This is a genomic window from Streptomyces sp. NBC_01216, from assembly GCF_035994945.1.
Taxonomy (GTDB): Bacteria; Actinomycetota; Actinomycetes; order Streptomycetales; family Streptomycetaceae; genus Streptomyces.
Genome location: NZ_CP108677.1, coordinates 2,939,571 through 2,965,793, shown reverse-complemented (window position 1 = coordinate 2,965,793; position 26,223 = coordinate 2,939,571). Strand labels below are relative to the sequence as shown.

At 70.7% G+C, this 26,223-nt stretch carries 26 protein-coding genes; 19 read left to right on the top strand and 7 right to left on the bottom strand.

Going from position 1 to position 26,223, the window contains the following annotated elements:
* Nucleotides 1–3 precede the first annotated feature (3 nt).
* On the top strand, nucleotides 4–654 hold the full coding sequence (locus OG393_RS12810; protein ID WP_327374782.1) for an amidohydrolase family protein: 651 nt from the start codon (nucleotides 4–6) through the stop codon (nucleotides 652–654).
* A gap of 150 nt (nucleotides 655–804) precedes the next feature.
* Here OG393_RS12810 and OG393_RS12805 read toward each other — a convergent pair whose 3' ends face one another.
* Complete coding sequence (locus tag OG393_RS12805; RefSeq protein WP_327374781.1) at nucleotides 805–1,236, bottom strand: hypothetical protein; 432 nt, start codon at nucleotides 1,234–1,236, stop codon at nucleotides 805–807.
* A gap of 185 nt (nucleotides 1,237–1,421) precedes the next feature.
* Between OG393_RS12805 and OG393_RS12800 the strand changes: the two genes are divergently transcribed.
* Nucleotides 1,422–2,174 (top strand): demethylmenaquinone methyltransferase, encoded by a 753-nt coding sequence (locus tag OG393_RS12800; protein ID WP_327374780.1) that lies wholly within the window; start codon nucleotides 1,422–1,424, stop codon nucleotides 2,172–2,174.
* Nucleotides 2,175–2,181: 7 nt separating this feature from the next.
* Here the strand turns inward: OG393_RS12800 and OG393_RS12795 are convergent, their stop codons facing one another.
* Nucleotides 2,182–2,367 (bottom strand): hypothetical protein, encoded by a 186-nt coding sequence (locus OG393_RS12795; protein ID WP_327374779.1) that lies wholly within the window; start codon nucleotides 2,365–2,367, stop codon nucleotides 2,182–2,184.
* A 151-nt stretch (nucleotides 2,368–2,518) separates the two neighbouring features.
* Here OG393_RS12795 and OG393_RS12790 point away from each other — a divergent pair, with 151 nt between their 5' ends.
* Nucleotides 2,519–3,802 carry a geranylgeranyl reductase family protein gene (locus tag OG393_RS12790; protein WP_327374778.1) on the top strand — a complete coding sequence of 428 codons (1,284 nt, stop codon included), beginning with the start codon at nucleotides 2,519–2,521 and terminating at the stop codon, nucleotides 3,800–3,802.
* 60 nt (nucleotides 3,803–3,862) lie between these two features.
* Here OG393_RS12790 and OG393_RS12785 read toward each other — a convergent pair whose 3' ends face one another.
* From OG393_RS12785 to OG393_RS12770, 4 genes are all read right to left on the bottom strand, one after another.
* Nucleotides 3,863–4,309, bottom strand: coding sequence for a DNA-binding protein (locus OG393_RS12785; protein ID WP_327374777.1), 447 nt, complete (start codon nucleotides 4,307–4,309; stop codon nucleotides 3,863–3,865).
* Nucleotides 4,306–4,548, bottom strand: coding sequence for a hypothetical protein (locus OG393_RS12780; protein WP_096624880.1), 243 nt, complete (start codon nucleotides 4,546–4,548; stop codon nucleotides 4,306–4,308). Before OG393_RS12780 ends, OG393_RS12785 begins: the two co-directional genes overlap by 4 nt.
* Nucleotides 4,549–4,746: 198 nt before the next feature.
* A complete protein-coding gene (locus OG393_RS12775; protein ID WP_327378408.1) occupies nucleotides 4,747–5,061 on the bottom strand; it encodes a LuxR C-terminal-related transcriptional regulator in 315 nt (104 codons plus the stop codon).
* 264 nt (nucleotides 5,062–5,325) lie between these two features.
* Nucleotides 5,326–6,177, bottom strand: coding sequence for a C40 family peptidase (locus tag OG393_RS12770; protein WP_327374776.1), 852 nt, complete (start codon nucleotides 6,175–6,177; stop codon nucleotides 5,326–5,328).
* A gap of 708 nt (nucleotides 6,178–6,885) precedes the next feature.
* On the opposite strand from OG393_RS12770, the gene OG393_RS12765 reads away from it, so the two are divergent.
* The 16 genes from OG393_RS12765 to OG393_RS12690 all read left to right on the top strand — a co-directional run bounded on the left by OG393_RS12765 (nucleotide 6,886) and on the right by OG393_RS12690 (nucleotide 24,868).
* Entirely contained in the window at nucleotides 6,886–7,245 is a 360-nt protein-coding gene (locus OG393_RS12765; RefSeq protein WP_327374775.1) for an NADH-quinone oxidoreductase subunit A, read from the top strand.
* 17 nt (nucleotides 7,246–7,262) lie between these two features.
* Complete coding sequence (locus tag OG393_RS12760) at nucleotides 7,263–7,817, top strand: NuoB/complex I 20 kDa subunit family protein (RefSeq protein ID WP_009310345.1); 555 nt, start codon at nucleotides 7,263–7,265, stop codon at nucleotides 7,815–7,817.
* Nucleotides 7,814–8,545, top strand: a complete 732-nt coding sequence (locus tag OG393_RS12755; RefSeq protein WP_327374774.1) for an NADH-quinone oxidoreductase subunit C — start codon at nucleotides 7,814–7,816, stop codon at nucleotides 8,543–8,545. The genes OG393_RS12760 and OG393_RS12755 overlap by 4 nt, the downstream gene beginning before the upstream one ends.
* The gene (locus OG393_RS12750) at nucleotides 8,542–9,864 is read left to right on the top strand and encodes an NADH-quinone oxidoreductase subunit D (RefSeq protein WP_327374773.1); all 1,323 of its coding nucleotides are present in this window, start codon (nucleotides 8,542–8,544) and stop codon (nucleotides 9,862–9,864) included. The genes OG393_RS12755 and OG393_RS12750 overlap by 4 nt, the downstream gene beginning before the upstream one ends.
* The gene (nuoE, locus tag OG393_RS12745; RefSeq protein ID WP_327374772.1) at nucleotides 9,861–10,610 is read left to right on the top strand and encodes an NADH-quinone oxidoreductase subunit NuoE; all 750 of its coding nucleotides are present in this window, start codon (nucleotides 9,861–9,863) and stop codon (nucleotides 10,608–10,610) included. The genes OG393_RS12750 and nuoE overlap by 4 nt, the downstream gene beginning before the upstream one ends.
* Entirely contained in the window at nucleotides 10,610–11,959 is a 1,350-nt protein-coding gene (gene nuoF / locus OG393_RS12740; protein WP_327374771.1) for an NADH-quinone oxidoreductase subunit NuoF, read from the top strand. The genes nuoE and nuoF overlap by 1 nt, the downstream gene beginning before the upstream one ends.
* Nucleotides 11,956–14,451, top strand: coding sequence for an NADH-quinone oxidoreductase subunit G (locus OG393_RS12735; RefSeq protein ID WP_327374770.1), 2,496 nt, complete (start codon nucleotides 11,956–11,958; stop codon nucleotides 14,449–14,451). Before nuoF ends, OG393_RS12735 begins: the two co-directional genes overlap by 4 nt.
* A 118-nt stretch (nucleotides 14,452–14,569) precedes the next feature.
* Nucleotides 14,570–15,967 (top strand): NADH-quinone oxidoreductase subunit NuoH, encoded by a 1,398-nt coding sequence (gene nuoH, locus OG393_RS12730; RefSeq protein ID WP_327374769.1) that lies wholly within the window; start codon nucleotides 14,570–14,572, stop codon nucleotides 15,965–15,967.
* Nucleotides 15,960–16,538, top strand: coding sequence for an NADH-quinone oxidoreductase subunit NuoI (nuoI, locus tag OG393_RS12725; protein ID WP_327374768.1), 579 nt, complete (start codon nucleotides 15,960–15,962; stop codon nucleotides 16,536–16,538). The genes nuoH and nuoI overlap by 8 nt, the downstream gene beginning before the upstream one ends.
* On the top strand, nucleotides 16,535–17,401 hold the full coding sequence (locus OG393_RS12720) for an NADH-quinone oxidoreductase subunit J (protein ID WP_327374767.1): 867 nt from the start codon (nucleotides 16,535–16,537) through the stop codon (nucleotides 17,399–17,401). The genes nuoI and OG393_RS12720 overlap by 4 nt, the downstream gene beginning before the upstream one ends.
* On the top strand, nucleotides 17,398–17,697 hold the full coding sequence (gene nuoK, locus OG393_RS12715; RefSeq protein WP_327374766.1) for an NADH-quinone oxidoreductase subunit NuoK: 300 nt from the start codon (nucleotides 17,398–17,400) through the stop codon (nucleotides 17,695–17,697). The genes OG393_RS12720 and nuoK overlap by 4 nt, the downstream gene beginning before the upstream one ends.
* An 11-nt stretch (nucleotides 17,698–17,708) precedes the next feature.
* Nucleotides 17,709–19,604 (top strand): NADH-quinone oxidoreductase subunit L, encoded by a 1,896-nt coding sequence (nuoL, locus tag OG393_RS12710; protein ID WP_327374765.1) that lies wholly within the window; start codon nucleotides 17,709–17,711, stop codon nucleotides 19,602–19,604.
* Between the two features lie 3 nt (nucleotides 19,605–19,607).
* A complete protein-coding gene (locus OG393_RS12705) occupies nucleotides 19,608–21,221 on the top strand; it encodes an NADH-quinone oxidoreductase subunit M (RefSeq protein ID WP_327374764.1) in 1,614 nt (537 codons plus the stop codon).
* Entirely contained in the window at nucleotides 21,218–22,867 is a 1,650-nt protein-coding gene (gene nuoN / locus OG393_RS12700; RefSeq protein ID WP_327374763.1) for an NADH-quinone oxidoreductase subunit NuoN, read from the top strand. The genes OG393_RS12705 and nuoN overlap by 4 nt, the downstream gene beginning before the upstream one ends.
* Before the next feature lie 210 nt (nucleotides 22,868–23,077).
* Complete coding sequence (locus OG393_RS12695) at nucleotides 23,078–24,007, top strand: helix-turn-helix domain-containing protein (protein ID WP_327374762.1); 930 nt, start codon at nucleotides 23,078–23,080, stop codon at nucleotides 24,005–24,007.
* Nucleotides 24,008–24,046: 39 nt separating this feature from the next.
* Nucleotides 24,047–24,868: a dioxygenase family protein gene (locus OG393_RS12690; RefSeq protein WP_327374761.1), complete on the top strand. Its 822-nt coding sequence runs from the start codon at nucleotides 24,047–24,049 to the stop codon at nucleotides 24,866–24,868.
* Nucleotides 24,869–24,890: 22 nt separating this feature from the next.
* Here OG393_RS12690 and fahA read toward each other — a convergent pair whose 3' ends face one another.
* Entirely contained in the window at nucleotides 24,891–26,126 is a 1,236-nt protein-coding gene (gene fahA / locus OG393_RS12685; protein WP_327374760.1) for a fumarylacetoacetase, read from the bottom strand.
* Between the last annotated feature and the right edge of the window lie 97 nt (nucleotides 26,127–26,223).

Genomic DNA, 26,223 nt, shown 5'->3' with positions numbered 1-26,223 from the left:
CGCGTGCTGACGATCCACGCGGCGGACCTGGTCCTGCCGGCCGGCGAGGACAGCCCCGTGGCCGGTGGGGCCGTCGTCGTCCGGGGTGCGGAGATCGCGGCGATCGGCCCGTACGAGGTGGTGGTCGCCGCCCACCCGGGCGCGCGGGTGCGGCGCTGGCCGGGTGTCCTGACGCCGGGGCTCCGTCAGTGGCACGCGCACTGGCTCCTCACCCGGGTGTACCACCCGGACCCGCGCGAGGTCGGTGAACTGGGCACCGCTCCGCTCACGGGCCCCGCCTTCGAGGCCCTCGCGCCCGACGCCGCCCGGATGGCGGGAAGCGTGCGGCGCGGCATCCAGCGGATGCTGGCGCACGGGACGACGCACGTCGGCCTCGGGGCCCGGCCGGAGATCCGGCAGGCCGTGGCGCGAGCCGGTCTGCGCGAGGTGGCGAACGCGCCACGCCTGGCCCCGCCGGTCCGGGACGGCCCGCACCTCGACCCCTTCGTGGAGGGCCACGACCTGGCGGGCACCGCGCACGGCCCACTGACCGTGGGCGGACCCGCCGACCTCGCCGTCTTCGACGCGGATGACGCGACCGACCTGGCCGGCCGGGGGGCCGGCAGCTGTCTCGCCACGGTCCTCGGCGGGCGCCTGGTCTTCCGCCGCCGCTGAGAGCCGGTCGGGTGGCCTGCGACCGCCCGGTCAGCGGCCACCCGACAGGCTCCCACGAGGTTGGACACCAAGCTCAGCGGCGCCCGGGGGTGCTCTTACGCCGGTCCCTTCGGCCGGGTGGGCACGGGTCCCCCGGCACGCCCGACGCGGTCAGCCGCCCCGGACCGCCTCCGACGCCGCCTGCACCGGGTGCTCGTCCGCGTACTTCACCAGGCTCGTGAAACGGGGGTCGCGGGCGACGTCCAGCAGTTGATCCGCCGTCACCGGCGCCGAGGCGCCGGGCGTGGACGTCGCCCTCTCCGAAAGGGCGACGGAGAGCAGGACATGGCTGCGGCCGTGGGCGAAGAGCACCGACGCGCCCAGGGTGTCGACGTCGTCGACCGGCATCGTGTACGCCTGTGCCGTGCGGCCCGCGGCGAGGTCCGCCGTCTCGCAGGTCGTCTTCTTCGACGGGACGTTCCGGCAGGTACGGAGCGACTCCCCTTCCGCCGGGCGGACCGACAGGGTCGTGACGAAGTTCCGGCCGGCGGAGGTGGTCCGGTGGAGGGCCACCTCGCCCGCCACCGGCCGGACGTCCGTCACGGCCGACGGCAGCAGTTCGTCCAGGAGGGCGGCGGCCTGCCGAGTCCGCCGGTCCTGGTGAAGGCGAGCAGGTCGCGCAGTCGGTGCAGGCGCCGGAGGAGGCGCTCCGGCGCCGGGGAAGCCGGGGTCCGACCCGCGGGCGACCGCCGCGGGGGAGCCCGGGGCCGGGCTGCTTGAATGGGTGCGTGATCCGAGCATCCCTGGACAAGAAGCCGCACGAAGTCGCCTCGATGTTCGACGACGTGGCGGCGAACTACGACCTGACCAACGACGTGCTGTCGCTCGGCCAGGACCGGCGCTGGCGCAAGGAGGTCGCCAAGGCGGTCGACGCCCGCCCGGCACAGCGGATCCTGGACCTGGCGGCCGGCACGGGCACCTCCTCGCAGCCCTTCGTCCGCGCCGGCGCCTATGTCGTGCCCTGCGACTTCTCGACCGGCATGCTCCGGGTCGGCAAGGAGCGGCACCCGTGGATGCCGTTCACCGCCGGCGACGGGACGAAGCTCCCCTTCCGCGACGAGGTCTTCGACGCCGTGACCATCTCCTTCGGCCTGCGCAACATCCAGGACACCGAGGGCGCCCTGCGCGAGCTGTACCGGGTGACGAAGCCCGGCGGCCGGGTCGTGATCTGCGAGTTCTCGCACCCGACCTGGGCGCCGTTCCGCACCGTGTACGAGGAGTACCTGATGCGCGCCCTGCCGCCGGTGGCCCGTGCCGTCTCCTCCAACCCGGACGCCTACGTCTACCTCGCCGAGTCCATCCGCTCCTGGCCCGACCAGCCGGCCCTCGCGGGACTGCTGCAGAAGGCCGGCTGGTCCAAGGTCGCCTGGCGCGACCTGACGGGCGGTGTGGTGGCCATGCACCGGGGCTTCAAGGCCGGGGGCGAGAGCCTGCCGGGGCCTGCTGACCTGCCGGAGGCCACCGCGCCCGGCAGGCCCTGAACCGGGACTACCGGGCGTACGTCCCGTAGCCGCCGACTCCCGTGTAGACGGCCTCGGCGATCCGCCGGTGGACATCGGCCCCGCCGGCCCGGTCCGTCGGCGGGGTGAGGGGCTCGGTGCCGGCGAGGGCGAGAAGGGCCAGTGCGGCCGCGATCACCCCGCCCGGTGGTATCCGCTGAGGAAATCTCGTCACGGGTGACGATCATGCCTCCGCCGCTCGCACGCGCCCTCTTGCGCTACGGGAGGACGGCATCCGCCGACGGGCGCCCCTCGGACCGGTCCGGGGGACGCCACCATAGACTGCCCCGGTACGTACTACCGTCGAGTCTTCGGGAGACCCCGCCGTGACCGAGCCCCTCTCCGAGCACAGCGCAGACGTCATCGTCGTCGGGGCGGGACCGGCCGGTTCCACGACCGCCTACTACCTCGCCAAGGCCGGACTCGACGTCCTGCTCCTGGAGAAGACCGCGTTCCCGCGCGAGAAGGTCTGCGGCGACGGGCTCACGCCCCGCGCCACCAAGCAGCTCGTCGCCATGGGGATCGACGTCTCCGAGGAGGCCGGGTGGCTGCGCAACAAGGGCCTGCGCATCATCGGCGGCGGTGTCCGGCTCGAGCTCGACTGGCCTGACCTCGCCTCCTACCCGGACTACGGACTGGTCCGCAAGCGGGACGACTTCGACGAGCAGCTCGCCCGGCAGGCGCAGAAGGCCGGCGCGCGCCTGTACGAGCGCTGCAACGTCGGCGCCCCGATCGTCGACGACCGCACCGGCCGCATCACCGGCGTGCACGCCCGGCTCGGCGAGGAGAAGCGCGAGGTCACCTTCCACGCGCCGCTCGTCGTCGCCGCGGACGGCAACTCGACGCGACTCTCCCTCGCCATGGGGCTGCACCGGCGCGAGGACCGGCCGATGGGCGTGGCCGTGCGGACGTACTTCACCAGCCCCCGCCACGACGACGACTACCTCGAGTCCTGGCTGGAGCTGTGGGACCGCCGCGGCGCGCAGGACCGTCTGCTGCCCGGCTACGGCTGGGTCTTCGGCATGGGCGACGGCACGTCCAACGTCGGCCTCGGCATCCTCAACTCCTCCTCCGCCTTCCGCGAGCTGGACTGGCGCGAGGTCCTCAAGGCGTGGTGCGCCTCCATGCCGGAGGAGTGGGGGTTCACCCCGGACAACATGACGACGCCGATTCGCGGTGCCGCGCTGCCGATGGCCTTCAACCGTCAGCCGCACTACACCAAGGGTCTGCTGCTCGTCGGTGACGCGGGCGGTCTGGTCAACCCGTTCAACGGCGAGGGCATCGCGTACGCCATGGAGTCCGGCCGGATCGCGGCCGACGTCGTCGTCCAGGCGCACGCCCGGACGACCCCGGCCCAGCGTGAACTGGCCCTGCACAACTACCCGAAGGTCCTCAAGGACACCTACGGCGGGTACTACACGCTCGGCCGCGCGTTCGTGAAGGTCATCGGGAATCCGAAGGTCATGAAGATCGCCACCCAGCGCGGCCTGACGCATCCGGTCCTGATGAGGTTCACGCTGAAGATGCTGGCGAACCTGACGGACCCGACGGGCGGCGACGCCATGGACCGGATCATCAACGGCCTGTCCAAGGTGGCCCCCCGAGCTTGACCATTCAAGGCCGGGCCGCTCGTTGGGTAGTCGAGCGGCCCGGCTCGTGGCGTTTGGCCGTCAAACGTTGACGATCTTCACCTTCGGTGAGCCGGGAAGCTCCTCGGCGGCCTTGCACAGCGCTGGGATGTGCGACTTGTCAGAAGTGACGAGTAGTACCGGGGGAGTGCAGAGTGCGGCCGTGGCCACCACGAGTGCGTCCACGAGGCATTCGTGCCCGTCAATGCCTGAGGTGTCCAGTAGCTTCGCTGCGGCGTCTATCACCGCGTCGTTGACCGGTTTTACGTCGAACCGGGACAGCAGGAACTGGAGTCGCTTGGCGGCTTGTCCTGTTCGCCGCACTTCCAAGGGCGTCAGTGCGGACAGCGCCACTCGTCGGCCGCTCTGCTGAGCGACCTCGATGCGGGCCCGCATTCCGTCGTCGCCGTCGACGTGCAGTGAAAGCCCTTGGGCGTCCAGAACGAGCGTGCCCTCGCTCTTTGCCTTGATCTTGAGGCGCTTGCTCACCACTCCTGTTCCGCCTGCCGCCGCGCTTCGGCGGAGACGGGGCCGAACGCCTTGCGGTCAGCGGTCACGACTTCGCGGAGCTTCTGCGCGGCGAGCCATTCCTCCAGAGCTTCGGCTACAACGGAGGAGAACCCGCTCTTGCCGGTGCGTTCCTCGACTTCCTTGATCAATGACTGGGCGAGCGACACGGATCTCTTGCCGGCCCGCTCGACGGCCTGGGGTGCTACGTGACTGCTCATACCTAAAACGTAACACCGCCGGTAGGAAATTTCTCGTCCGATGGTTACCTCGGTGGAACCAAGGTGGCGCCGAAAGCCTGACCGTCCCGGGCCGGGCCATCGGCACAGGGGGAGTGGCCCGGCCTACGGCGGCGGGTGAACCCTCACACGCCGACGATCCCCACCTTCGGTGAGCCGGGAAGCTCCTCGGCGGTGGCCCTAGGGGCAGGAGGCCCGGACCCCGGGGTTGCGCCGTAGCCGGAGCCCGTGGCTCCGCACGGTCATGGCCGGCGTCCCGGCGGGCCGGTGGTGGGGGCCCGGCCGGACGATCTCGGCGAGCAGCGCCACCAGGTGGAGCTGGATGCGGGAGAGCCCGCCCAGTTTCCCGCGCATGTTCGTCACGTGGAACTTCACGGTGCGTTCGGTGATCCCGAGCCGCGGCGCGAGGTCCTTTCGCCCGGCGGCCCGGGACGGACAGGCCGGAAACCGACGTTCGGTTCGGCCGGGTCCGCCCGGCGGGCCCGTGTCACCGATCGGCCGCGGGGCGCGAACGAGTTCCCGGCTCGGACTTCACCCGGTCCGAGGGCCCAGCGCTCCGCTTCCGGCCCGGAGTCCGCGCCGTCGGCCGGAGGGCGGCGACACTGGCCGGAAGGAGCGCCGTCGGCCGGACAGCGGCCCGCCGCCCGCGCGGCAGCGGCATCCACGCGGACCGACCGGATTCCATAACGCCACAAGGGGGCGGAAAAGGGAAAATCCGTCACTCCCCCGAGGAGTGACGGATTTTCGCGGAGCGGGTGTTCAGACGATCCGTACGGCGCCGGAGGGCATGTCCCAGTCCAGGGAGCGCTCGACGACGCCGGTCGACGGGTTCTGCGCGCCGACGTACTTGCCGCCGCCCACGTAGATGGCCACGTGGTACGAGCCGCTGCGGCTGCCCCAGTAGAGGATGTCGCCGGGCTGGAGGCTGCTCAGCGAGACGGACGTCCCCATGGACGACTGGGAGCTGGAGACGCGGGGCAGGCTGATGCCGGCCTGCCGGTAGGCGGCCTGGACGAGTCCGGAGCAGTCCCAGGAGTTCGGCCCGGTGCCGCCGGAGATGTAGGCGTCGCCGACCTGGGCGCGGGCGAAGGCGACGATCGCCGCGGCGGAGCCGGTGACCGGCTTCGAGGCGGTGCTGGAGCCTCCGGCGGAGGTGCCCGCGGAGGAGTGCGCGGTCAGCGAGGTGCGGCTCGCGGTGCGGGAGGCGCGCTCACGCGCCTCGGAGCGGGCCTTCTCCGCCTTCTCGGCCTCCGCCTTCTCGGCCTCCGCCTTCTCGGCCTCCGCCTTGCGGACGGCCTCCGCCTTGGCCTTCTTGGCCTCCTTGGCGGCCTTCTGGAGGGCGGCGTCCTCCTGGGCGCGCAGGCTCAGGTCGAGAGCCTCCTGCTGGGACGCCTCGGCCGACGCCGCGACGACGCTCGCCAGGTCGGTGTCGAGCGAGGTCAGCGTCGGCATCTCGACGGTCTCGGTCAGCGGTTCTGCGTTCGCCGGCCCGGCGGCTCCGGCCACCGCGATGGTGCTGAGGACGCCACCGGCAACTCCGGCCCGCAGCGAGAGCTTCGAGGCGCCGCGACGGGGCTTCCGGTGGCTGGGTATGTGAGCGGTCTGGGACATAGGAACAACCGCTATCAGGCGTTCGCGGTTCCCTTCAAGAAACGTGTGTTGCGCCACAGTTACGACCGGAAGCGTCCAATCCGCTTCTCTGGGTCCCTTATTGACGCCGTAACGGGCAAATCGGACATCCATGATCAAGCCCTTGATCATGGGTTTTCCGCGAAACGTCCGAATTGACCGCCACTTACCACCTCTTCGCACCGATGGCCAAGCCCTGCTTTCCTGGGGCGGGTGCGAGTGTGGTGCAGGTCACATTCAGGCAACCTCGGGTCGCCTCTCGGGTGCGCGAGGGGGTGCGGGCGTCCACTTCGGTACGCCGGAACCCTCGACCGGGCGACGGGCGGACTCTTTATCACCCCGCTGGAGTCTCCCGCCAATTTGCTTGTACTCGGAAGCTCTTGATAGGGCAACACCCTTCCGACCTGCTGTTTCGGGTCCGGATGTCACGACTGGTGATCGCCTGGGCGCTTCGCGTGTCAAGATCACCGCTCATCCGACTTGATGATCGTTCGTCAGGTGGTGGAGATCACAAAGACGTTGTCGTACCCCGTGTCGCAGATCACAGAGGGGCGGGCATAGGATGCGGGGCAGTCGGGCTTGTGAACTGCCTCACATGAACGCGATCTTCGCGTGGCGGTGGGGCCGCGAACGAGGAAGACCCCGACGGTGCGGTCCAACGGTCAAGGACGACTGGAAGGAGCGAGGAGCGTGAATGCGTACGCGCCCATCCTCGTGCTCGGCGCCCTGGGTGCGGGGTTTGCGATCTTCTCCGTGGTCATGGCCACGCTTATCGGCCCAAAACGGTACAACAGGGCGAAGCTTGAGGCGTATGAGTGCGGTATCGAACCAACGCCCAGACCTGTCGCGGGCGGACGCTTCCCCATCAAGTACTACCTGACGGCGATGCTCTTCATCGTCTTCGACATCGAGATCGTCTTCCTCTACCCCTGGGCCGTCACGTTCGACGCCCTGGGGCTTTTCGGGCTCGTGGAGATGCTGCTCTTCGTGCTCACCGTCTTCGTCGCCTACGCCTACGTGTGGCGGCGCGGCGGCCTGGAATGGGACTGAGGGGCTGAGGGGCACCTATGGGACTCGAAGAGAAGCTGCCGAGCGGCTTTCTGCTGACGACGGTCGAACAGGCCGCGGGCTGGGTGCGCAAGGCGTCCGTCTTTCCCGCGACCTTCGGCCTGGCCTGCTGCGCCATCGAGATGATGACGACCGGCGCCGGGCGGTACGACCTGGCCCGCTTCGGCATGGAGGTCTTCCGCGGCTCGCCGCGCCAGGCCGACCTGATGATCGTGGCCGGCCGTGTCAGCCAGAAGATGGCGCCCGTCCTGCGGCAGGTCTACGACCAGATGCCGAACCCCAAGTGGGTCATCTCCATGGGGGTTTGCGCTTCGTCGGGCGGAATGTTCAATAATTACGCGATTGTGCAGGGCGTTGATCATATTGTGCCGGTTGACATCTATTTGCCGGGTTGCCCGCCGCGCCCCGAGATGCTGATGGACGCGATTCTCAAGCTCCACCAGAAGATCCAGAACTCGAAGCTCGGCGTGAACGCGGAGGAAGCGGCCCGCGAGGCGGAGGAGGCGGCGCTCAAGGCGCTGCCCACGATCGAGATGAAGGGGCTCCTCCGTTGAGTGACGAGACACCCAACCCCGAGAAGGAGCTGAGCGAGCAGAACCTGCCCGGTCAGCGCGGGGAGCACGGCGAGGAGGTCCGCGTCCAGCGCGGCATGTTCGGCGCCGGCGACGGCGGCGACACCTCCGGTTACGGTGGCCTCGTCCGCTCCGTGCGCCTCCCCGGCGCGGCCACCCGCCCCTACGGCGGCTGGTTCGACGAGGTCGCCGACGAACTCGAGGGCGCCCTCGACGAGCAGGGGCTGCTGCCCGAGAACGCCATCGAGAAGACGGTCGTGGACCGCGGCGAGCTCACCTTCCACATCGCGCGCGAGCACCTCGTCCGGGTGGCGCGGACCCTGCGCGACGACCCCGCCCTGCGGTTCGAGCTCTGCACCGGTGTCTCCGGCGTCCACTACCTGGGCGACCAGGGCCGCGAACTGCACGCCGTCTACCACCTGCGCTCGCTCACCCACGGCCGGCTCATCCGCCTGGAGACGTCCGCTCCGGACGCCGACCCGCACATCCCGTCGCTGACCGCCGTCTACCCGACGAACGACTGGCACGAGCGCGAGACGTACGACTTCTTCGGCATCGTCTTCGACGGCCACCCCGCCCTCACCCGGATCATGATGCCGGACGACTGGCAGGGCTTCCCGCAGCGCAAGGACTACCCCCTCGGCGGCATCGCCGTCGAGTACAAGGGCGCCCAGATCCCGGCTCCCGACCAGCGGAGGTCGTACTCGTGACTACCCCATCGGCAAGCGCCCGCGAGACCACCGAAGGCACCGTCTACACGGTCACGGGTGGTGACTGGGACGAGGTCGTGCAGTCCGCGGCCAAGGCCGACGACGAGCGGATCGTCGTCAACATGGGCCCCCAGCACCCCTCCACGCACGGTGTCCTCCGGCTGATCCTCGAGATCGACGGCGAGACCGTCACCGAGGCCCGCTGCGGCATCGGCTACCTCCACACCGGCATCGAGAAGAACCTCGAGTACCGGACCTGGACCCAGGGCACCACCTTCGTCACGCGCATGGACTACCTCACCTCGTTCTACAACGAGACGGCGTACTGCCTGGGCGTGGAGAAGCTGCTCGGCATCACCGAGGAGATCCCCGACCGCGCCTCCGTGATCCGCGTCCTGCTCATGGAGCTCAACCGGCTCTCCTCGCACCTGGTGTGCATCGCCACCGGCGGCATGGAGCTGGGCGCGACCACGATCATGATCTACGGCTTCCGGGACCGCGAGATGATCCTGGACCTGTACGAGCTGATCACGGGCCTGCGGATGAACCACGCGTACATCCGCCCCGGGGGCCTGGCCCAGGACCTCCCGCCCGGCGCAGTCGACGCCGTGCGCGAGTTCGTGAAGACCATGAAGAAGAACCTGCCGGAGTACGACAAGCTCGCCACCGGCAACCCCATCTTCAAGGCCCGCATGCAGGACGTCGGATACCTCGACCTCACCGGCTGCATGGCGCTGGGCGCCACCGGGCCGATCCTGCGTTCCGCCGGTCTCCCGCACGACCTGCGCAAGACCGACCCGTACTGCGGATACGAGGACTACGACTTCGAGATCCCCACCGCCGACACCTGCGACTCCTACGGACGCTTCCTGGTCCGCCTGGAGGAGATGCGGCAGTCCCTGCGGATCGTCGAGCAGTGCCTCGACCGCCTGGAGCCCGGCCCGGTCATGGTCGGCGACAAGAAGATCGCCTGGCCCGCCCAGCTCGCCCTCGGACCGGACGGACTCGGCAACTCCCTCGACCACATCAAGAAGATCATGGGCACCTCCATGGAAGCCCTGATCCACCACTTCAAGCTGGTCACCGAGGGCTTCCGGGTCCCGGCCGGACAGGTCTACACGGCGGTCGAGTCACCCAAGGGCGAACTCGGCGTGCACGTCGTCTCCGACGGCGGCACCCGCCCCTACCGGGTCCACTTCCGTGACCCGTCCTTCACCAACCTGCAGGCCATGGCGGCGATGTGCGAGGGCGGCCAGGTCGCCGACGTCATCGTCGCCGTCGCCTCCATCGACCCCGTGATGGGAGGCGTCGACCGATGACCGACAACGCTTCGTCGACGGACCTGGGCATGCCCCAGCTCCCCGCCCCCGCCTACCCGGCCGACGTCCGGGCCCGGCTGGAGGCGGACGCCAAGGAGATCATCGCCCGCTATCCGGGGTCCCGCTCCGCGCTGCTGCCGCTGCTGCACCTGGTGCAGTCCGAGGAGGGCCACGTCACCCGCACGGGCATGCGGTTCTGCGCGGACGTCCTCGGCCTGACGACGGCCGAGGTCACCGCGGTCGCGACCTTCTACACGATGTACCGCCGCAAGCCGTCGGGCGACTACCAGGTCGGCGTGTGCACCAACACGCTCTGCGCGGTCATGGGCGGCGACGCCATCTTCGAGGAGCTCAAGGAGCACCTCGGCGTCGGCAACGACGAGACCACCGCCGACGGCAAGGTCACCCTCGAGCACATCGAGTGCAACGCGGCCTGCGACTTCGCGCCGGTGGTGATGGTCAACTGGGAGTTCTTCGACAACCAGACGCCCGCGTCCGCCCGGAAGCTCGTCGACGACCTGCGCGCCGGCCGTCCCGTCGTACCCACCCGGGGCGCGCCCCTGTGCACGTACAAGGAGACCGCCCGCATCCTGGCCGGCTTCCCCGATGAGCGCGAGGGGGCCGTGGAGGCCACCGGAGGGGCCGGCCCGGCCTCGCTCATCGGGCTTCGCCTGGCCAAGGGAGAGGCCCCGCACCACAAGATCGTCCACCCGCGTGGCGAATCAGCCAGTGGGGAGGGGGAGTGATGACCTTGGCAGCCGAGATCGACAACAGCAGCCCCGAGAAGCTTCTCGCGCCCGTCCTGTCCGCGTTCTGGGACCAGCCGAACTCCTGGACCCTGGAGACGTACAAGCGGCACGAGGGCTACGAGGGCCTGAAGAAGGCCCTCGCGATGTCGCCCGACGACCTCATCGCGTACGTCAAGGACTCCGGACTGCGCGGACGCGGCGGCGCCGGCTTCCCCACCGGGATGAAGTGGCAGTTCATCCCGCAGGGCGACGGCAAGCCGCACTACCTCGTCGTCAACGCCGACGAGTCGGAGCCCGGGACCTGCAAGGACATCCCGCTGCTCTTCGCCAACCCGCACTCCCTCATCGAGGGCATCGTGATCGCCTGCTACGCGATCCGCTCCAGCCACGCCTTCATCTACCTGCGCGGCGAGGTCGTCCCCGTCCTGCGCCGGCTGCACGAGGCCGTGCGCGAGGCATACCAGGCCGGCTACCTCGGCGAGGACATCCTCGGCAGCGGACTCGACCTCGAACTCACCGTGCACGCGGGCGCCGGCGCGTACATCTGCGGTGAGGAGACCGCCCTGCTCGACTCGCTCGAAGGACGGCGCGGCCAGCCCCGGCTGCGTCCCCCCTTCCCCGCGGTCGCCGGTCTGTATGCCTGCCCCACGGTGGTGAACAACGTCGAGTCCATCGCCTCGGTTCCCGCGATCCTGAACCGGGGCAAGGACTGGTTCAAGTCGATGGGCAGCGAGAAGTCCCCCGGCTTCACGCTCTACTCGCTCAGCGGGCACGTCGCCTCGCCCGGCCAGTACGAGGCCCCGCTCGGGATCACCCTGCGGCAGCTCCTCGACATGAGCGGGGGGATGCGGCCCGGCCACCGGCTGAAGTTCTGGACCCCGGGCGGCTCCTCCACCCCGATGTTCACCGACGAGCACCTCGACGTGCCGCTGGACTACGAGGGCGTGGGCGCGGCCGGGTCGATGCTCGGCACCAAGGCCCTCCAGTGCTTCGACGAGACCACCTGCGTCGTCCGGGCCGTGACCCGCTGGACCGAGTTCTACGCCCACGAGTCCTGCGGCAAGTGCACTCCCTGTCGCGAAGGCACCTACTGGCTGGTGCAGTTGCTCCGGTCCATCGAGAACGGGGACGGCGCCCTGTCCGACCTCGACAAGCTGAACGACATCGCCGACAACATCAACGGCAAGTCCTTCTGCGCGCTCGGCGACGGCGCCGCCTCCCCGATCTTCTCCTCGCTGAAGTACTTCCGCGAGGAGTACGAGCAGCACATCACCGGCCGCGGCTGCCCCTTCGACCCGGCCAAGTCGACCGCCTGGGCGGACAACCACAAGGAGGTGACCGCATGACCGTCATCGCGTCCACGCCCAGCGGCGGCAGCGCGGCGGGGCCGTCCGGGGCCGCCGCCCAGGACATGGTCACGCTGACCATCGACGGCGCCGAGGTCTCCGTCCCCAAGGGGACACTCGTCATCCGCGCCGCCGAGCAGCTCGGCATCGAGATCCCGCGGTTCTGCGACCACCCGCTCCTCGACCCGGTCGGCGCCTGCCGCCAGTGCATCGTCGAGGTCGAGGGCCAGCGCAAGCCGATGGCCTCCTGCACCATCACCTGCACCGACGGCATGGTGGTCAGGTCACAGCTGACCAGCCCGGTCGCCGAGAAGGCCCAGCACGGCGTGATGGAGCTGCTGCTCATCAACCACCCGCTGGACTGCCCGGTCTGCGACAAGGGCGGCGAGTGCCCGCTGCAGAACCAGGCGATGTCGCACGGCCAGTCCGAGTCCCGCTTCGAGGGCAGGAAGCGGACCTACGAGAAGCCGGTGCCGATCTCCACCCAGGTGCTGCTCGACCGTGAGCGGTGCGTGCTCTGCGCCCGCTGCACCCGCTTCTCCGACCAGGTCGCCGGCGACCCCATGATCGAGTTGCTCGAGCGCGGCGCCCTCCAGCAGGTCGGCACCGGCGAGGGCGACCCCTTCGAGTCGTACTTCTCCGGCAACACCATCCAGATCTGCCCGGTCGGCGCACTCACCTCCGCGGCCTACCGCTTCCGCTCCCGGCCCTTCGACCTGGTGTCGACGCCGAGCGTCTGCGAGCACTGCGCGGGCGGCTGCGCCACCCGGACCGACCACCGGCGCGGCAAGGTCATGCGCCGCCTGGCCGCCGAGGACCCGGAGGTCAACGAGGAGTGGGTGTGCGACAAGGGCCGGTTCGGCTTCCGGTACGCGCAGCAGCGCGACCGGCTGACGACCCCCCTCGTCCGCGACGCCGACGGCGTCCTCGAACCCGCCTCCTGGCCCGAGGCCCTGGAGGCGGCGGCCCGCGGACTGGTCCGCGGTCGTACCGGGGTCCTGGCCGGCGGCCGGCTGACCGTCGAGGACGCCTACGCCTACGCCAAGTTCGCACGGGTCGCCCTCGACACCAACGACGTCGACTTCCGTGCCCGCGTCCACTCCGGCGAGGAGGCCGACTTCCTGGCCTCGCGGGTGGCCGGACGCGGCAAGGACCTGGACGGCAGCGGGGTCACCTACTCCGCCCTGGAAGCCGCCCCGGCCGTCCTCCTGGCCGGTATCGAGGCCGAGGAGGAGGCTCCCGGCGTCTTCCTGCGGCTGCGCAAGGCATGGCGCCGGCACGGCACCCGCACCTACGCCGTCGCCTCGCACGCCACCCGTGGACTGACCAAGGCCGGCGGCACGCTGCTGCCCGCCGCTCCCGGCACCGAGACCGAATGGCTCGACGCCCTCACTTCCCGGGTCGGCCTCGACCCGGCCGGCGCGGACGCCGCCGAGGCGCTGCGCGCCGAGGGCGCCGTCATCGTGGTCGGCGAGCGGCTGGCCGCCGTACCCGGCGCCCTGACCGCCGCCGTCCGCGCCGCGACGGCCACCGGTGCCGCGTTGGTCTGGGTCCCGCGCCGGGCCGGAGAGCGTGGCGCGCTCGAAGCCGGTGCCATCCCGACGCTGCTGCCCGGCGGCCGTCCGGCGACCGACCCCCGCGCCCGCGAGGAGGTCGCCGCCGCCTGGGGCGTGCGCGAACTCCCGCACGGCTACGGCCGCGACACCGGCCAGATCGTCGAGGCCGCCGCCATCGGCGAAATCGGCGCCCTGCTCGTCGGCGGTGTCGAGGTCCGGGACCTGCCGGACCCCGCCCGCGCCCGCGAGGCGCTCGACGCGGCCTTCGTGGTCTCGCTGGAGCTCCGGCCGAGCGAGGTCACCGAGCGGGCCGACGTGGTCCTGCCGGTCGCCGCCGTCGCCGAGAAGTCCGGCACCTTCCTCAACTGGGAGGGCAGGGCACGCCTCTTCGAGGCCGCGCTCAAGCCCGAGCAGATGACCCGGAGCCTGGCCCCGGCCGACGCCCGCGTGCTCCACATGCTGGCGGACACCCTCGACGCCCACCTGGCACTGCCCGACCTGCGCTCGATCCGCCGCGAACTCGACCGGCTGGGCGGCTGGACCGGCGAACGGGCCTCCGAGCCCGTCGAGCCGGCCCAGGCCGCGCCCCGGCCGGGCGAGGGCGAGGCAGTCCTGGCCGGACACCGGCTCCTGCTGGACCTGGGCCGGCTCCAGGAAGGCGACACCGCCCTGGCCGGCACCCGTCACGCGGCCCCCGCCCGGCTCTCGGCGGCCACCGCCGCCGAGACCGGTGTGAAGGACGGCGACCTCCTCACGGTGACCGGCCCCGCCGGCTCGGTCGACCTCCCGCTGACGGTCACCGACATGCCCGACCGGGTGGTCTGGCTGCCGCTCAACTCCACCGGCGGCGGAGTCCTCTCCGACACCGGCGCCCACCCGGGCGACCTGGTCCGCATCGGTCCGGCGGGCGCGGGCGCGGCGGAGGTCCGGTCATGACCGTGTCCCTCGCCCGGCCGGGCCCCGCCACAGGCCGCGGGCCCGCCGGGCAGCGCCCCCGCTTCCCCCTCGTCAGGCCGGGCGCTGCCCGCGCCGTAGCCGCTCCGGAGGTGCGCGCATGACCGCCCTCGCTCCACTCGCGGACGCACAGCGCAGCGTGCTCGCCGCCGAGGACCTCTCCCTGTTCGGCACGGACCCCTGGTGGCTCGTCGCGGTCAAGGCCGTCTTCTGCTTCGCCTTCCTGATGATCACGGTGCTCTTCTCCATCGTGTGGGAGCGCAAGGTCGTCGCCTGGATGCAGCGGCGGGTCGGCCCGAACCGGCACGGCCCCTGGGGCCTCCTCCAGTCCCTCGCGGACGGCATCAAGCTGATGCTGAAGGAGGACGTGATCGTCAAGCGGGCCGACAAGGTCGTGTACGTCCTCGCCCCGGTCATCGCCGCGGCCCCGGCGTTCATGGCGATCGCCGTGATCCCCTTCGGCCCGGCGGGCAACGAGGTCTCGGTCTTCGGCCACCGCACCTCGATGCAGCTCACCGACCTTCCGATCGCCATGCTGTACGTGCTGGCCATCGCCTCCGTCGGCATCTACGGCATCGTGCTCGCGGGCTGGTCGTCCGGCTCCACCTACCCGCTGCTCGGCGGTCTGCGCTCCTGCGCGCAGATGATCTCCTACGAGATCGCCATGGGCGCCGCGTTCGCCTCCGTCTTCCTCTACTCCGGGTCGATGTCGACCTCGGCGATCGTCGAGGCGCAGGCCGACCGCTGGTTCATCGTCCTGCTGCCGGTGTCCTTCATCATCTACGTGGTCACCATGGTCGGCGAGACCAACCGGGCCCCCTTCGACATGCCGGAGTCCGAGGGCGACCTGGTCGGCGGCTTCAACACCGAGTACTCCTCGATCAAGTTCGCGATGTTCATGCTCGCCGAGTACGTGAACATGGTGACGGTCTCGGCCGTGTCCGTGACGCTCTTCCTCGGCGGCTGGCGGGCCCCGTACCCGGTCTCCAGCTTCTGGGAGGGCGCGAACCACGGCTGGTGGCCGCTGCTCTGGTTCGTCATCAAGGTCCAGTTGCTGCTGTTCTTCTTCATCTGGCTGCGCGGCACGCTGCCCCGCGTCCGCTACGACCAGCTGATGAAGCTCGGCTGGAAGGTCCTCATCCCGGTCTCGGTGCTCTGGCTGATGCTGGTCGCCACCGTCCGCGCGCTGCGGAACGAGAACTACGCGTTCCAGACGATCGTGCTCTACGTCGCCGGCGCCGTCCTCGCCGTCCTGCTGCTCTCCTTCGTCGCGGACATGTTCCGCGAACGGAAGGCCAAGGGCGAGGCGGCCGAGTCCGAGTCCGAGGAGACGCGGCCCTTCGACCCGATGGCCGGCGGGTTCCCCGTACCGCCCAAGCCGGGACAGTCCCTGCCGCCGGTCCCGCGGCGGCGGCCCCGCCACGACCGTGACCTGGTGGTCAGCGGCGCCCCCGATTCTGCTACCGCGAGTGAGGGAAAGGAGACGGACGGTGTCTGATTTCCAGAATCCGGTGGCCGGCTTCGGCGTGACCTTCAAGGCCATGTTCAAGAAGCGGCTGACCGAGCAGTACCCGGAGCAGCAGAAGGCGACGGCGCCGCGCTTCCACGGCCGGCACCAGCTCAACCGTCATCCGGACGGACTTGAGAAGTGCGTGGGCTGCGAACTGTGCGCCTGGGCCTGCCCCGCGGACGCCATCTACGTGGAGGGCGCGGACAACACCGACGAGGAGCGCTACTCCCCGGGCGAGCGGTACGGCGTGGTCTACCAGATCAACTACGCCCGCTGCATCCTGTGCGGACTGTGCATCGAGGCGTGCCCGACGCGGGCGCTCACGATGACCAACGAGTTCGAACTGGCCGACTCCTCCCGCGAGAACCTGATCTACACCAAGGAACAGCTCCTCGCCGGGCTGGAGGAGGGCATGGTCGACTCCCCGCACGCCATTTACCCGGGGATGGACGAGCAGGACTACTACCGGGGGCTGGTCACCGAAGCCGCGCCCGGCACGGTCCGGCAGGTCGCCACCACCAAGGGGGAGAAGGGCGAGCCGGAAGAGGTGGACGTATGAGTGCCGACCTCGCGGCGTACGCCACCTCCGGCGGTGAGGCATTCCAGTTCTGGGTGCTCGGCACCGTCGCCGTGGCAGGCGCCCTGTGCACGATCCTGATGAAGAAGGCCATGCACAGCGCGCTGTGCCTCGCCGCGACCATGATCGTCCTGGCGGTGTTCTACCTCGCCAACGGCGCGTACTTCCTCGGCATCGTCCAGGTCGTCGTCTACACCGGCGCGATCATGATGCTCTTCCTCTTCATCGTCATGCTGGTCGGTGTCACGGCCGCGGACTCGCTGAAGGAGACCATCAAGGGACAGCGCTGGTGGGCCGCGGCCTGCGGACTCGGCTTCGGCATCCTGCTCGTCGCCGGCATCGGCCAGGCGTCGCTCACCGAATTCGAGGGACTCGGCGCGGCCAACGGCGCCTACGGCGGCAACGTCCAGGGTCTCGCCGCGCTCATCTTCACCCGGTACGTCTTCGCCTTCGAGATCACCGGTGCGCTGCTGATCACCGCCGCCGTCGGCGCGATGGTGCTCACGCACCGCGAGCGCACCGAGAAGGCCAGGACCCAGCGCGAGCTGTCCGAGCGGCGTGTGCGCGAGGGCTCGCCCGACCACCGGCCCTCGGCCGGAGACACCGCCTGGCCGCTGCCGACCCCGCAGCCCGCGCCCGGGGTCTACGCCCGGCACAACGCCGTGGACGTCGCCGGTCTGCTGCCCGACGGCACCCCCGCCGAGCTGACGGTGATGCAGACGCTGCGCAAGCGCGGCCAGATCCGGGACGTGTCCACCGAGACACTGGCCGATCTCAAGGCGCTGGAACAGCGCTCCGAGGAGCGGCTCGGCCGGGACCGGGACGAAGAGGAGGCCCCGCGGTGAATCCCGTCAACTACCTGTATCTCGCCGCACTGCTGTTCACCATCGGCGCGGCCGGTGTGCTGATCCGGCGCAACGCCATCGTGGTGTTCATGTGCGTCGAGCTGATGCTGAACGCCTGCAACCTCGCGCTGGTGACGTTCTCCCGGATGCACGGCAACCTCGACGGCCAGGTCATCGCGTTCTTCACGATGGTCGTCGCCGCCGCGGAGGTCGTCGTCGGCCTCGCGATCATCGTGTCGGTCTTCCGTGCGCGCCACTCGGCCTCGGTCGACGACGCCAGCCTGATGAAGCTGTGAGGGGCTGAATCGTGGAGAACCTGATTGCGCTGCTCATCGCGGCGCCCCTGCTGGGAGCGGCCGTCCTGCTGTGCGGCGGCCGGCGCCTGGACAAGGCCGGGCACTGGCTCGGCACCCTGTTCGCCGCCGTCTCCTTCGCCCTCGGCGTGCTGCTCTTCGCCGACATGCTCGGCAAGGGCGCCGACGACCGGGCGCTGCACCAGACGCTGTACACCTGGATCCCGGTCGAGAGCTTCCAGGCGGACATCGCCTTCCAGCTCGACCAGCTGTCGATGACGTTCGTCCTGCTGATCACCGGTGTCGGCACGCTCATCCACGTGTACTCGATCGGGTACATGGAGCACGACGAGCGGCGCCGCCGCTTCTTCGGGTACCTGAACCTGTTCGTCGCGGCGATGCTCCTGCTCGTCCTCGCCGACAACTACCTGCTGCTGTACTTCGGCTGGGAGGGTGTCGGCCTCGCCTCGTACCTCCTGATCGGCTTCTGGCAGCACAAGCCCAGCGCGGCCACCGCCGCCAAGAAGGCATTCCTGGTCAACCGGGTCGGCGACATGGGCCTCTCGATCGCCATCATGATCATGTTCACCACCTTCGGGACCTTCGCCTTCGGGCCGGTCCTCGGCTCCGTGGACGGCGCGAGCGAGGGGACCCTGACGGCGATCGCCCTGATGCTGCTCCTCGCTGCCTGCGGCAAGTCGGCCCAGGTACCACTGCAGTCCTGGCTCGGTGACGCGATGGAGGGCCCGACCCCGGTCTCGGCCCTCATCCACGCGGCCACCATGGTCACCGCCGGTGTCTACCTGATCGTCCGCTCCGCCGCCGTCTTCGACGCCGCGCCGGACGCGCAGCTGGTGGTCACCGTCGTCGGCGCGGTCACGCTGCTCTTCGGTGCGATCGTCGGTTGCGCCAAGGACGACATCAAGAAGGCCCTCGCCGGGTCCACGATGTCGCAGATCGGCTACATGATCCTGGCGGCGGGCCTCGGCCCGATCGGCTACGTCTTCGCCATCATGCACCTGGTCACCCACGGCTTCTTCAAGGCCGGCCTCTTCCTCGGTGCGGGATCGGTCATGCACGGCATGAACGACGAGGTGGACATGCGCCGTTACGGCGGCCTGCGGAAGTACATGCCGGTCACCTTCGTCACCTTCGGGCTCGGCTACCTCGCCATCATCGGCTTCCCCGGCCTGTCCGGATTCTTCTCCAAGGACAAGATCATCGAGGCGGCCTTCGCCAAGGGCGGCACCGAGGGCTGGATCCTCGGCGCGGTCACCCTGCTCGGCGCCGCGATCACCGCGTACTACATGACCCGCGTGATGCTGATGACCTTCTTCGGTGAGAAGCGCTGGCAGGCCGACGAGAACGGCGAACCGCCCCACCCGCACGAGTCGCCCCGGTCCATGACCATCCCGATGATCCTGCTGGCCCTCGGGTCGGTGTTCGCGGGCGCGTTCTTCGGCATCGGCGACCGCTTCGTCGCCTGGCTGGAGCCGGTGACCCCGTTCGAGCACGGCCACCCGCCGATCAGCGCCGGTGCCATCACCGCCGCGACGGTCACCGTCATGGTGGTCGGCGTCGCCGTCGCCTACCTCCAGTACGGCCGCCGCCCGGTCCCGGTCGCGCCGCCCCGCGGCTCGCTGCTCACCCGGGCCGCCCGCCGCGACCTGTACCAGGACGACTTCAACCACGTCGTCCTCGTCCGCGGCGGCGAGCACCTCACCCGCTCGCTCGTCTACGTCGACCACAGCCTGGTCGACGGCGTGGTCAACGGCACCGCGGCCTCGGTCGGCGGCCTGTCCGGCCGGCTGCGCAAGCTCCAGAACGGCTACGCCCGCTCGTACGCGGTCTCCATGTTCGGAGGTACTGCGGTGCTGATCGCCGCGACCCTGCTGATGAGGGCGGTGTAACCGATGTCCTTTCCCCTCCTGACGGTGACGGCGGCGGTGCCGGCGGCCGGTGCGATCCTCACCGCCGCCGTGCCCGCCGCCCGCCGCACCGCCGCCAAATGGCTGGCGCTGCTGGTCTCCGTGGCCACGCTGGTGTGTGCCGCGTTCGTGTTCGTCCGCTTCGAACCCGGCGGCGACCGCTACCAGCTCGTCGAGTCCCATGCCTGGATCAAGGACTTCGGCGTCCGCTACGAACTGGGCGTGGACGGCATCGGGGTGGCGCTCATCGCGCTGACCGCGCTGCTCATCCCCTTCATCATCCTGGCCGGCTGGCACGACGCCGACGTCCCGGCCGCCTCCGGCGGCGAGGCCCCGGCGGAGAAGCCGGGCAACCGTTGGCGCCCGACCCAGGGCTTCTTCGCCCTGATCCTGATGGTCGAGGCGATGGTGATCCTCTCCTTCGAGGCCACCGACGTCTTCCTCTTCTACATCCTGTTCGAAGCCATGCTCATCCCGATGTACTTCCTCATCGGCGGCTTCGGCGACCGGGCGCACACGGGCTCCGACGAGAACGCCGCGGCCCAGCGGTCCTACGCGGCGGTCAAGTTCCTGCTGTACAACCTGGTCGGCGGGCTCATCATGCTGGCCGCGGTCATCGGGCTCTACGTCGTCGCCGGGAACTTCTCCCTCACGGAGATCGCCGAGGCGCGGGTGAACGGTCAGCTGGAGATGGCGACCAACACCGAGCGGCTGCTCTTCCTCGGTTTCTTCTTCGCCTTCGCGGTGAAGGCGCCACTGTGGCCGCTGCACACCTGGCTGCCGAACGCGATGGGCGAGGCGACCGCGCCGGTCGCCGTGCTCATCACGGCCGTCGTCGACAAGGTCGGCACCTTCGCGATGCTCCGCTTCTGCCTCCAGCTCTTCCCGGAGGCGTCGAAGTGGGCGACCCCCGTGATCGTCGCGCTCGCCCTGGTCAGCATCGTGTACGGCGCGCTGCTGGCGGTCGGCCAGCGGGACATCAAGCGCCTGGTGGCCTACGCGTCGATCTCGCACTTCGGCTTCATCATCATGGGCATCTTCGCGATGACCAGCCAGGGCCAGAGCGGTGCCACGCTGTACATGGTCAACCACGGGATCTCGACGGCCGCGCTCATGCTGGTCGCCGGTTTCCTGATCACGCGGCGCGGCTCCCGGCTCATCGCCGACTACGGGGGCGTGCAGAAGGTCGCCCCGGTCCTCGCCGGCACCTTCCTGATCGGCGGCCTGGCCACCCTCTCGCTGCCGGGCCTCGCGCCCTTCGTCAGCGAGTTCCTGGTCCTCGTCGGCACCTTCGCCCGCTACCCGGTGGCGGGCGTCATCGCCACCACCGGCATCGTCCTCGCCGCGCTCTACACCCTCGTCCTGTACCAGCGGACGATGACGGGCCCGGTGAAGGAGGAGGTGCGGACCATGCCGGATCTGCGGGCGCGTGAACTGGCGGTCGTCGTACCGCTGATCGCCCTGTTGATCTTCCTCGGCGTGTTCCCGAAGCCGCTGACGGACGTCGTCGACCCGGCCGTCACACACACCCTGTCCGACGTCCGGCAGCAGGACCCCGAGCCGACGGTCCCCATTCAGAACGCGGAGGCGGCCAAGTGAGTGAAACGGCTGTCCACAGCCTGTGGGCGACGGCCGCCGAGCCGATCACCCGGATTCCCGCACCCCACATCGAGTACACCCAGCTCTCACCGGTGCTGATCGTGGTCGGCGCCGCGGTCCTCAGCGTCCTCGTCGAGGCATTCGTGCCCCGCAGGGGCCGCTACCACAGCCAGGTGTTCCTCAGCGTCCTGGCGCTGGCCGCCGCGTTCGCCGCCGTCGTCGGCCTCGCGGCCGGCGGCTACGGCTCCACCAAGGCGCACATCGCCGCCATGGGCGCCGTCGCCGTGGACGGCCCGGCGCTCTTCCTCCAGGGCACCATCCTGCTGGCGGCGATCGTCGCCGTCTTCACCTTCGCCGAGCGCAGGCTCGACCCGGCGGACCACGGCCACAAGGTCGACTCCTTCGCCGCCGAAGCCGCCGCCGTCCCCGGCGGCGAACAGGAGAAGGCCGCGGTCAAGGCGGGATTCACCACCACCGAGGTCTTCCCGCTGGTGCTGTTCGCGGTCGCCGGCATGCTGGTCTTCCCCGCCGCCAACGACCTGTTGACGCTCTTCATCGCACTGGAGGTCTTCTCCCTCCCGCTCTACCTGCTGTGCGCCGTCGCCCGCCGCAAGCGCCTGATGTCGCAGGAGGCCGCGGTCAAGTACTTCCTCCTCGGCGCCTTCTCCTCGGCCTTCCTGCTCTTCGGCATCGCCCTGCTCTACGGCTACGCGGGCTCCGTCTCGTACGCCACCATCGCGAACGTCGTCGACGGCACCGTCGGCACCGCCGACCCGGCCCTCGCCCAGACCATGGGCAACGACGTCCTGCTGCTCATCGGCTTCGCGATGGTGCTCATGGGCCTGCTCTTCAAGGTCGGCGCGGTGCCGTTCCACATGTGGACCCCGGACGTCTACCAGGGAGCTCCGACCCCCGTCACCGGCTTCATGGCCGCCGCGACGAAGGTCGCCGCGTTCGGCGCGCTGCTGCGCCTGCTGTACGTGGTGCTGCCGGGTCTCACCTGGGACTGGCGGCCGGTCATGTGGGGCGTCGCCGTCGTCACCATGCTGGGCGGTGCGATCGTCGCCATCACCCAGACCGACATCAAGCGGCTCCTCGCCTACTCCTCCATCGCCCACGCCGGCTTCATCCTGGCCGGTGTCATCGCGGCCACCCCCAGCGGCATCTCCTCCGTCCTCTTCTACCTGGGTGCCTACTCCTTCGTGACGATCGGCGCCTTCGCCGTCGTCACCCTGGTGCGGGACGCGGGCGGCGAGGCGACCCACCTGTCCAAGTGGGCCGGCCTGGGCCGTCGTTCACCGCTCGTCGCGGCGGTCTTCGCGGTCTTCCTGCTGGCCTTCGCCGGAATCCCGCTGACCGCCGGCTTCTCCGGCAAGTTCGCCGTGTTCAAGGCGGCGGCGGAGGGCGGCGCGGGCGCGCTGGTCGTGGTCGGCGTGATCTCGTCCGCGATCGCCGCGTTCTTCTACATCCGGGTGATCGTGCTGATGTTCTTCAGCGAGCCCAAGCCCGACGGCCCCACGGTCGCGGTGCCTTCGGGCTTCACCACGGCCACGATCACGGTCGGGGTCGCCGTCACCCTGGTCCTGGGCGTCGCTCCGCAGTACTTCCTGGACCTCGCCAACCAGGCGAGCGTGTTCGTGCGCTGATTCCGGCCGGCCGAAGGCCACCCGGCGGGACCCCCAGGGCCCGGTACCCGCGTCGGCGGGTACCGGGCCCTGACGCATGGCCGAAACCCGACAGGCTCTGAGCCGCCCGCGCGCCGCCCGCACGGTGGCCCGGTCCGGCCGGTCCGTGTCAGGGTGGGCGGCACCACCGACCGGTCTGGACCTGTAGTCCCGAGCCGAGGGAGACGCACGATGCGCGGCACCACCGTGTCACCCGGAGCGCCCTGTCTCACACCGCGTGAGGGGGAGCCACCGCTCCATCGCCTCGAACTGAGCCTGCCGGACGCCGTGCCGTTCGCCGCCGGCACCTTCGACACCATCGGCCCGCTGTCCCGCGCCGACTTCCCCCACCGTCACACCTTCTACGAGATCGTCCACGTCACCGCCGGCACCGGCGCGCACGTCGTCGACCTCGCGCACCGACGGCTGCGCCCGCCCCAGCTGGAGGTGATCCTCCCCGGCCGGATCCACCACTGGGAGGACGCCGACGGCCTGGACGGCGCCGTCGCGCTGTTCACCGAGGAATTCCTCCTCGACCACCCCGGCGACCGGGAGATCCTGCGTCGGCTGGCGGACCGGTCCGCGACGACCCTCGACGGGGCGGCGCACGCCACGGTCGGCGCGCTGATGGCGGAACTGGGCGAGGAGTACCGCAGACGGCCTCCCGGCCACGAGACCGTCCTGCGCTCCCTGCTGCACGTCCTGTTGATCCGCGCCGGACGGCTGGCCGGCGCCGATGTCCCGGCTTCCGCCCCCGGCCGCCCCGCGGCCCTCGCCGAGCGGTTCGCGCGGCTGATCGCCCCGCCCGGACCGGGGGCGTGGAGCGTACGGGAGTGTGCCGGACGTCTGGGCGTCACCACCGGCTACCTCACCGAGGCCGTGCGCACCGCCACCGGCCGTACCCCCGGTCCCCTGCTCCGTGAGGCCCGCGTGGCCGAGGCGCAAAGGCTGCTGGCCCGAACGGAACTGTCGGTTCATCAGGTGGCCGCAAGGGCCGGATTCGGTGACCCCGCCTACTTCTGCCGCTTCTTCCGCAGGGAGACCGGCACCACCCCGGGGGACTTCCGAAAACACCATGACGCCCGCGCCCGGTCCATCGAAGGGCCGCGCGGGGCTGCGTAGGTTCGTGGCCGACCCCGCAGCCCCCCACAAGGAGCAGGCATGGACGGCGAGATCAGCTCGGCACACCCCAGCCGCAAGACGGTTCTGCGCGCCGCGCTCGCGGCCGGTATGGCGGCGCCCATGGCCCTGATGGGCGTACCGGCGCTGGCACGCACCCTGGCGGACGGGGGCACACCCGCCCTCACGCCCACGTGCGACGACGGCGACGACCCCACCCCGCCGCAGACCGAGGGGCCCTACTTCACGCCCGGCTCGCCGTTGCGCACGTCCTTGCTGGAGCCCGGCACGCCCGGCACGCGCCTGACGGTCAGCGGCTACGTCTTCGGGCTGGCGTGCCGGCCGGTCGCCGGCGTGCTGATGGACTTCTGGCAGGCCGACGTCAACGGCGCGTACGACAACACCGGCTTCCGCTTCCGCGGCCACCAGTTCACCGACTCCACCGGCGCGTTCGCCCTCACCACCATCGTCCCGGGGCTCTATCCCGGCCGCACCCGCCACATCCACGTCAAGGTGCAGGCGCCCGGCCGGCCCGTGCTCACCACACAGCTCTACTTCCCGGGCGAACCGCGCAACAACACCGACGGCATCTTCGACCCGCGGCTGCTGATGACCGTACGCGAGGAGGGCGGAGCGAAGCAGGCGGCCTACGACGTCGTGCTGGACATCCCGCAGGACCCCGGCCCCACACCGACCGCCACCCCCACCACCCCGCCGCCCGCCGGTACCTGGGCCGCCGGCACGGCCTACCGGACGGGTGACCGCGTGAGCCACGCGGGACGGGGATACGCCTGCCTCCAGGGCCACGTGGCCCAGCCGGGCTGGGAGCCCCCCTCGGTACCCGCGCTCTGGCGGGCCGCGTAGGGCTCCCCCTCCCGGGCGGGGGTCAGGACGCGGGGGGTGCCGGAACGATCCGGCCCGTCACCTCGCCCAGACCGACCTGGGTGCCGTCCGGACCCGGCGCCCAGGCGGTCAGAGTGACCTCGTCGCCGTCCTCCAGGAACGTCCTCTTGCCGGTGGGCAGTTCGAGCGCGTCCCGGCCGTTCCAGGTCAGTTCGAGCAGCGAGCCGCGCTGGTGCACCTCGGGGCCCGAGACCGTGCCGGAGCCGTAGAGGTCGCCGGTCCGCAGCGAGGCACCGTTCACCGTCATGTGGGCGAGCTGCTGGGCGGCCGTCCAGTACATCGTCGAGAACGGCGGTTCGGAGACCACCTCGCCGTTGATCCGCACCGTGATCCGCAGATCGAAGCCGCCGGGCTCCTCGTCGGCCGAGTCGTCCAGGTACGGCAGCAGCGCGGCGTCGCGCGCCGGCGGAGCGACCCGGGCCGCGTCCAGCGCCTCCAGGGGCGTCACCCAGGCCGACACCGACGTGCTGAAGGACTTGCCGAGGAACGGCCCCAGCGGCACGTACTCCCATGCCTGGACGTCCCGCGCCGACCAGTCGTTGAGCAGGGTCAGCCCGAAGACGTGCTCGCGGAAGTCCCCGAGCGGGACGGGCGCGCCCTGCGCGGAGGGGGTGCCGACGAGGAAGCCGACCTCCGCCTCGATGTCCAGCTTGACCGACGGGCCGAAGACCGGGGCCGGGTCGGTGGGGGCCTTGCGCTGGCCCGAGGGGCGCACGACGTCGGTGCCGGAGACCACGACGGTGCCCGCGCGCCCGTGGTACCCGATCGGCAGGTGCTTCCAGTTCGGGGTGAGCGGAGCGCCGTCGGGCCGGAAGATGTGGCCGACGTTGGTGGCGTGGTGCTCGCTCGCGTAGAAGTCGACGTAGTCCGCGACCTCGTACGGCAGGTGCGTCGTGACGGCGTCCAGCGGGTGCAGCAGCGGCTCTATGTCCGCCCGGTGGGCGGGTACGGTCACCCAGGCGGTCAGCGCCCGGCGCACGTCGCGCCAGGCGGTGCGCCCGGCGGCGAGCAGTGGGTTGAGGCTGGGGCGGTCGAGCAGCGCCGCGTAGGGGGAGCCGAGCGCGTGCGCCGCCGCCCCCGCGTCGAGGACATGCCCGCCGATGCGGACGCCGACCCTCCGCCGGCTGGGCTCGTCCGCGGTCGTGAAGACGCCGTACGGCAGGTTGTGCGGGCCGAAGGGATCGCCTTCGGGCAGGTCGAGCGGGGACTGCTCGGGCATCGGTGCTTGCCTCGCTTTCCACGGGTGTGGGGGACACGTTACGGGGCGGGCGGCGCGGCGCGGATGACATGGGTCACACAAAATCCGGGGCCTCCGT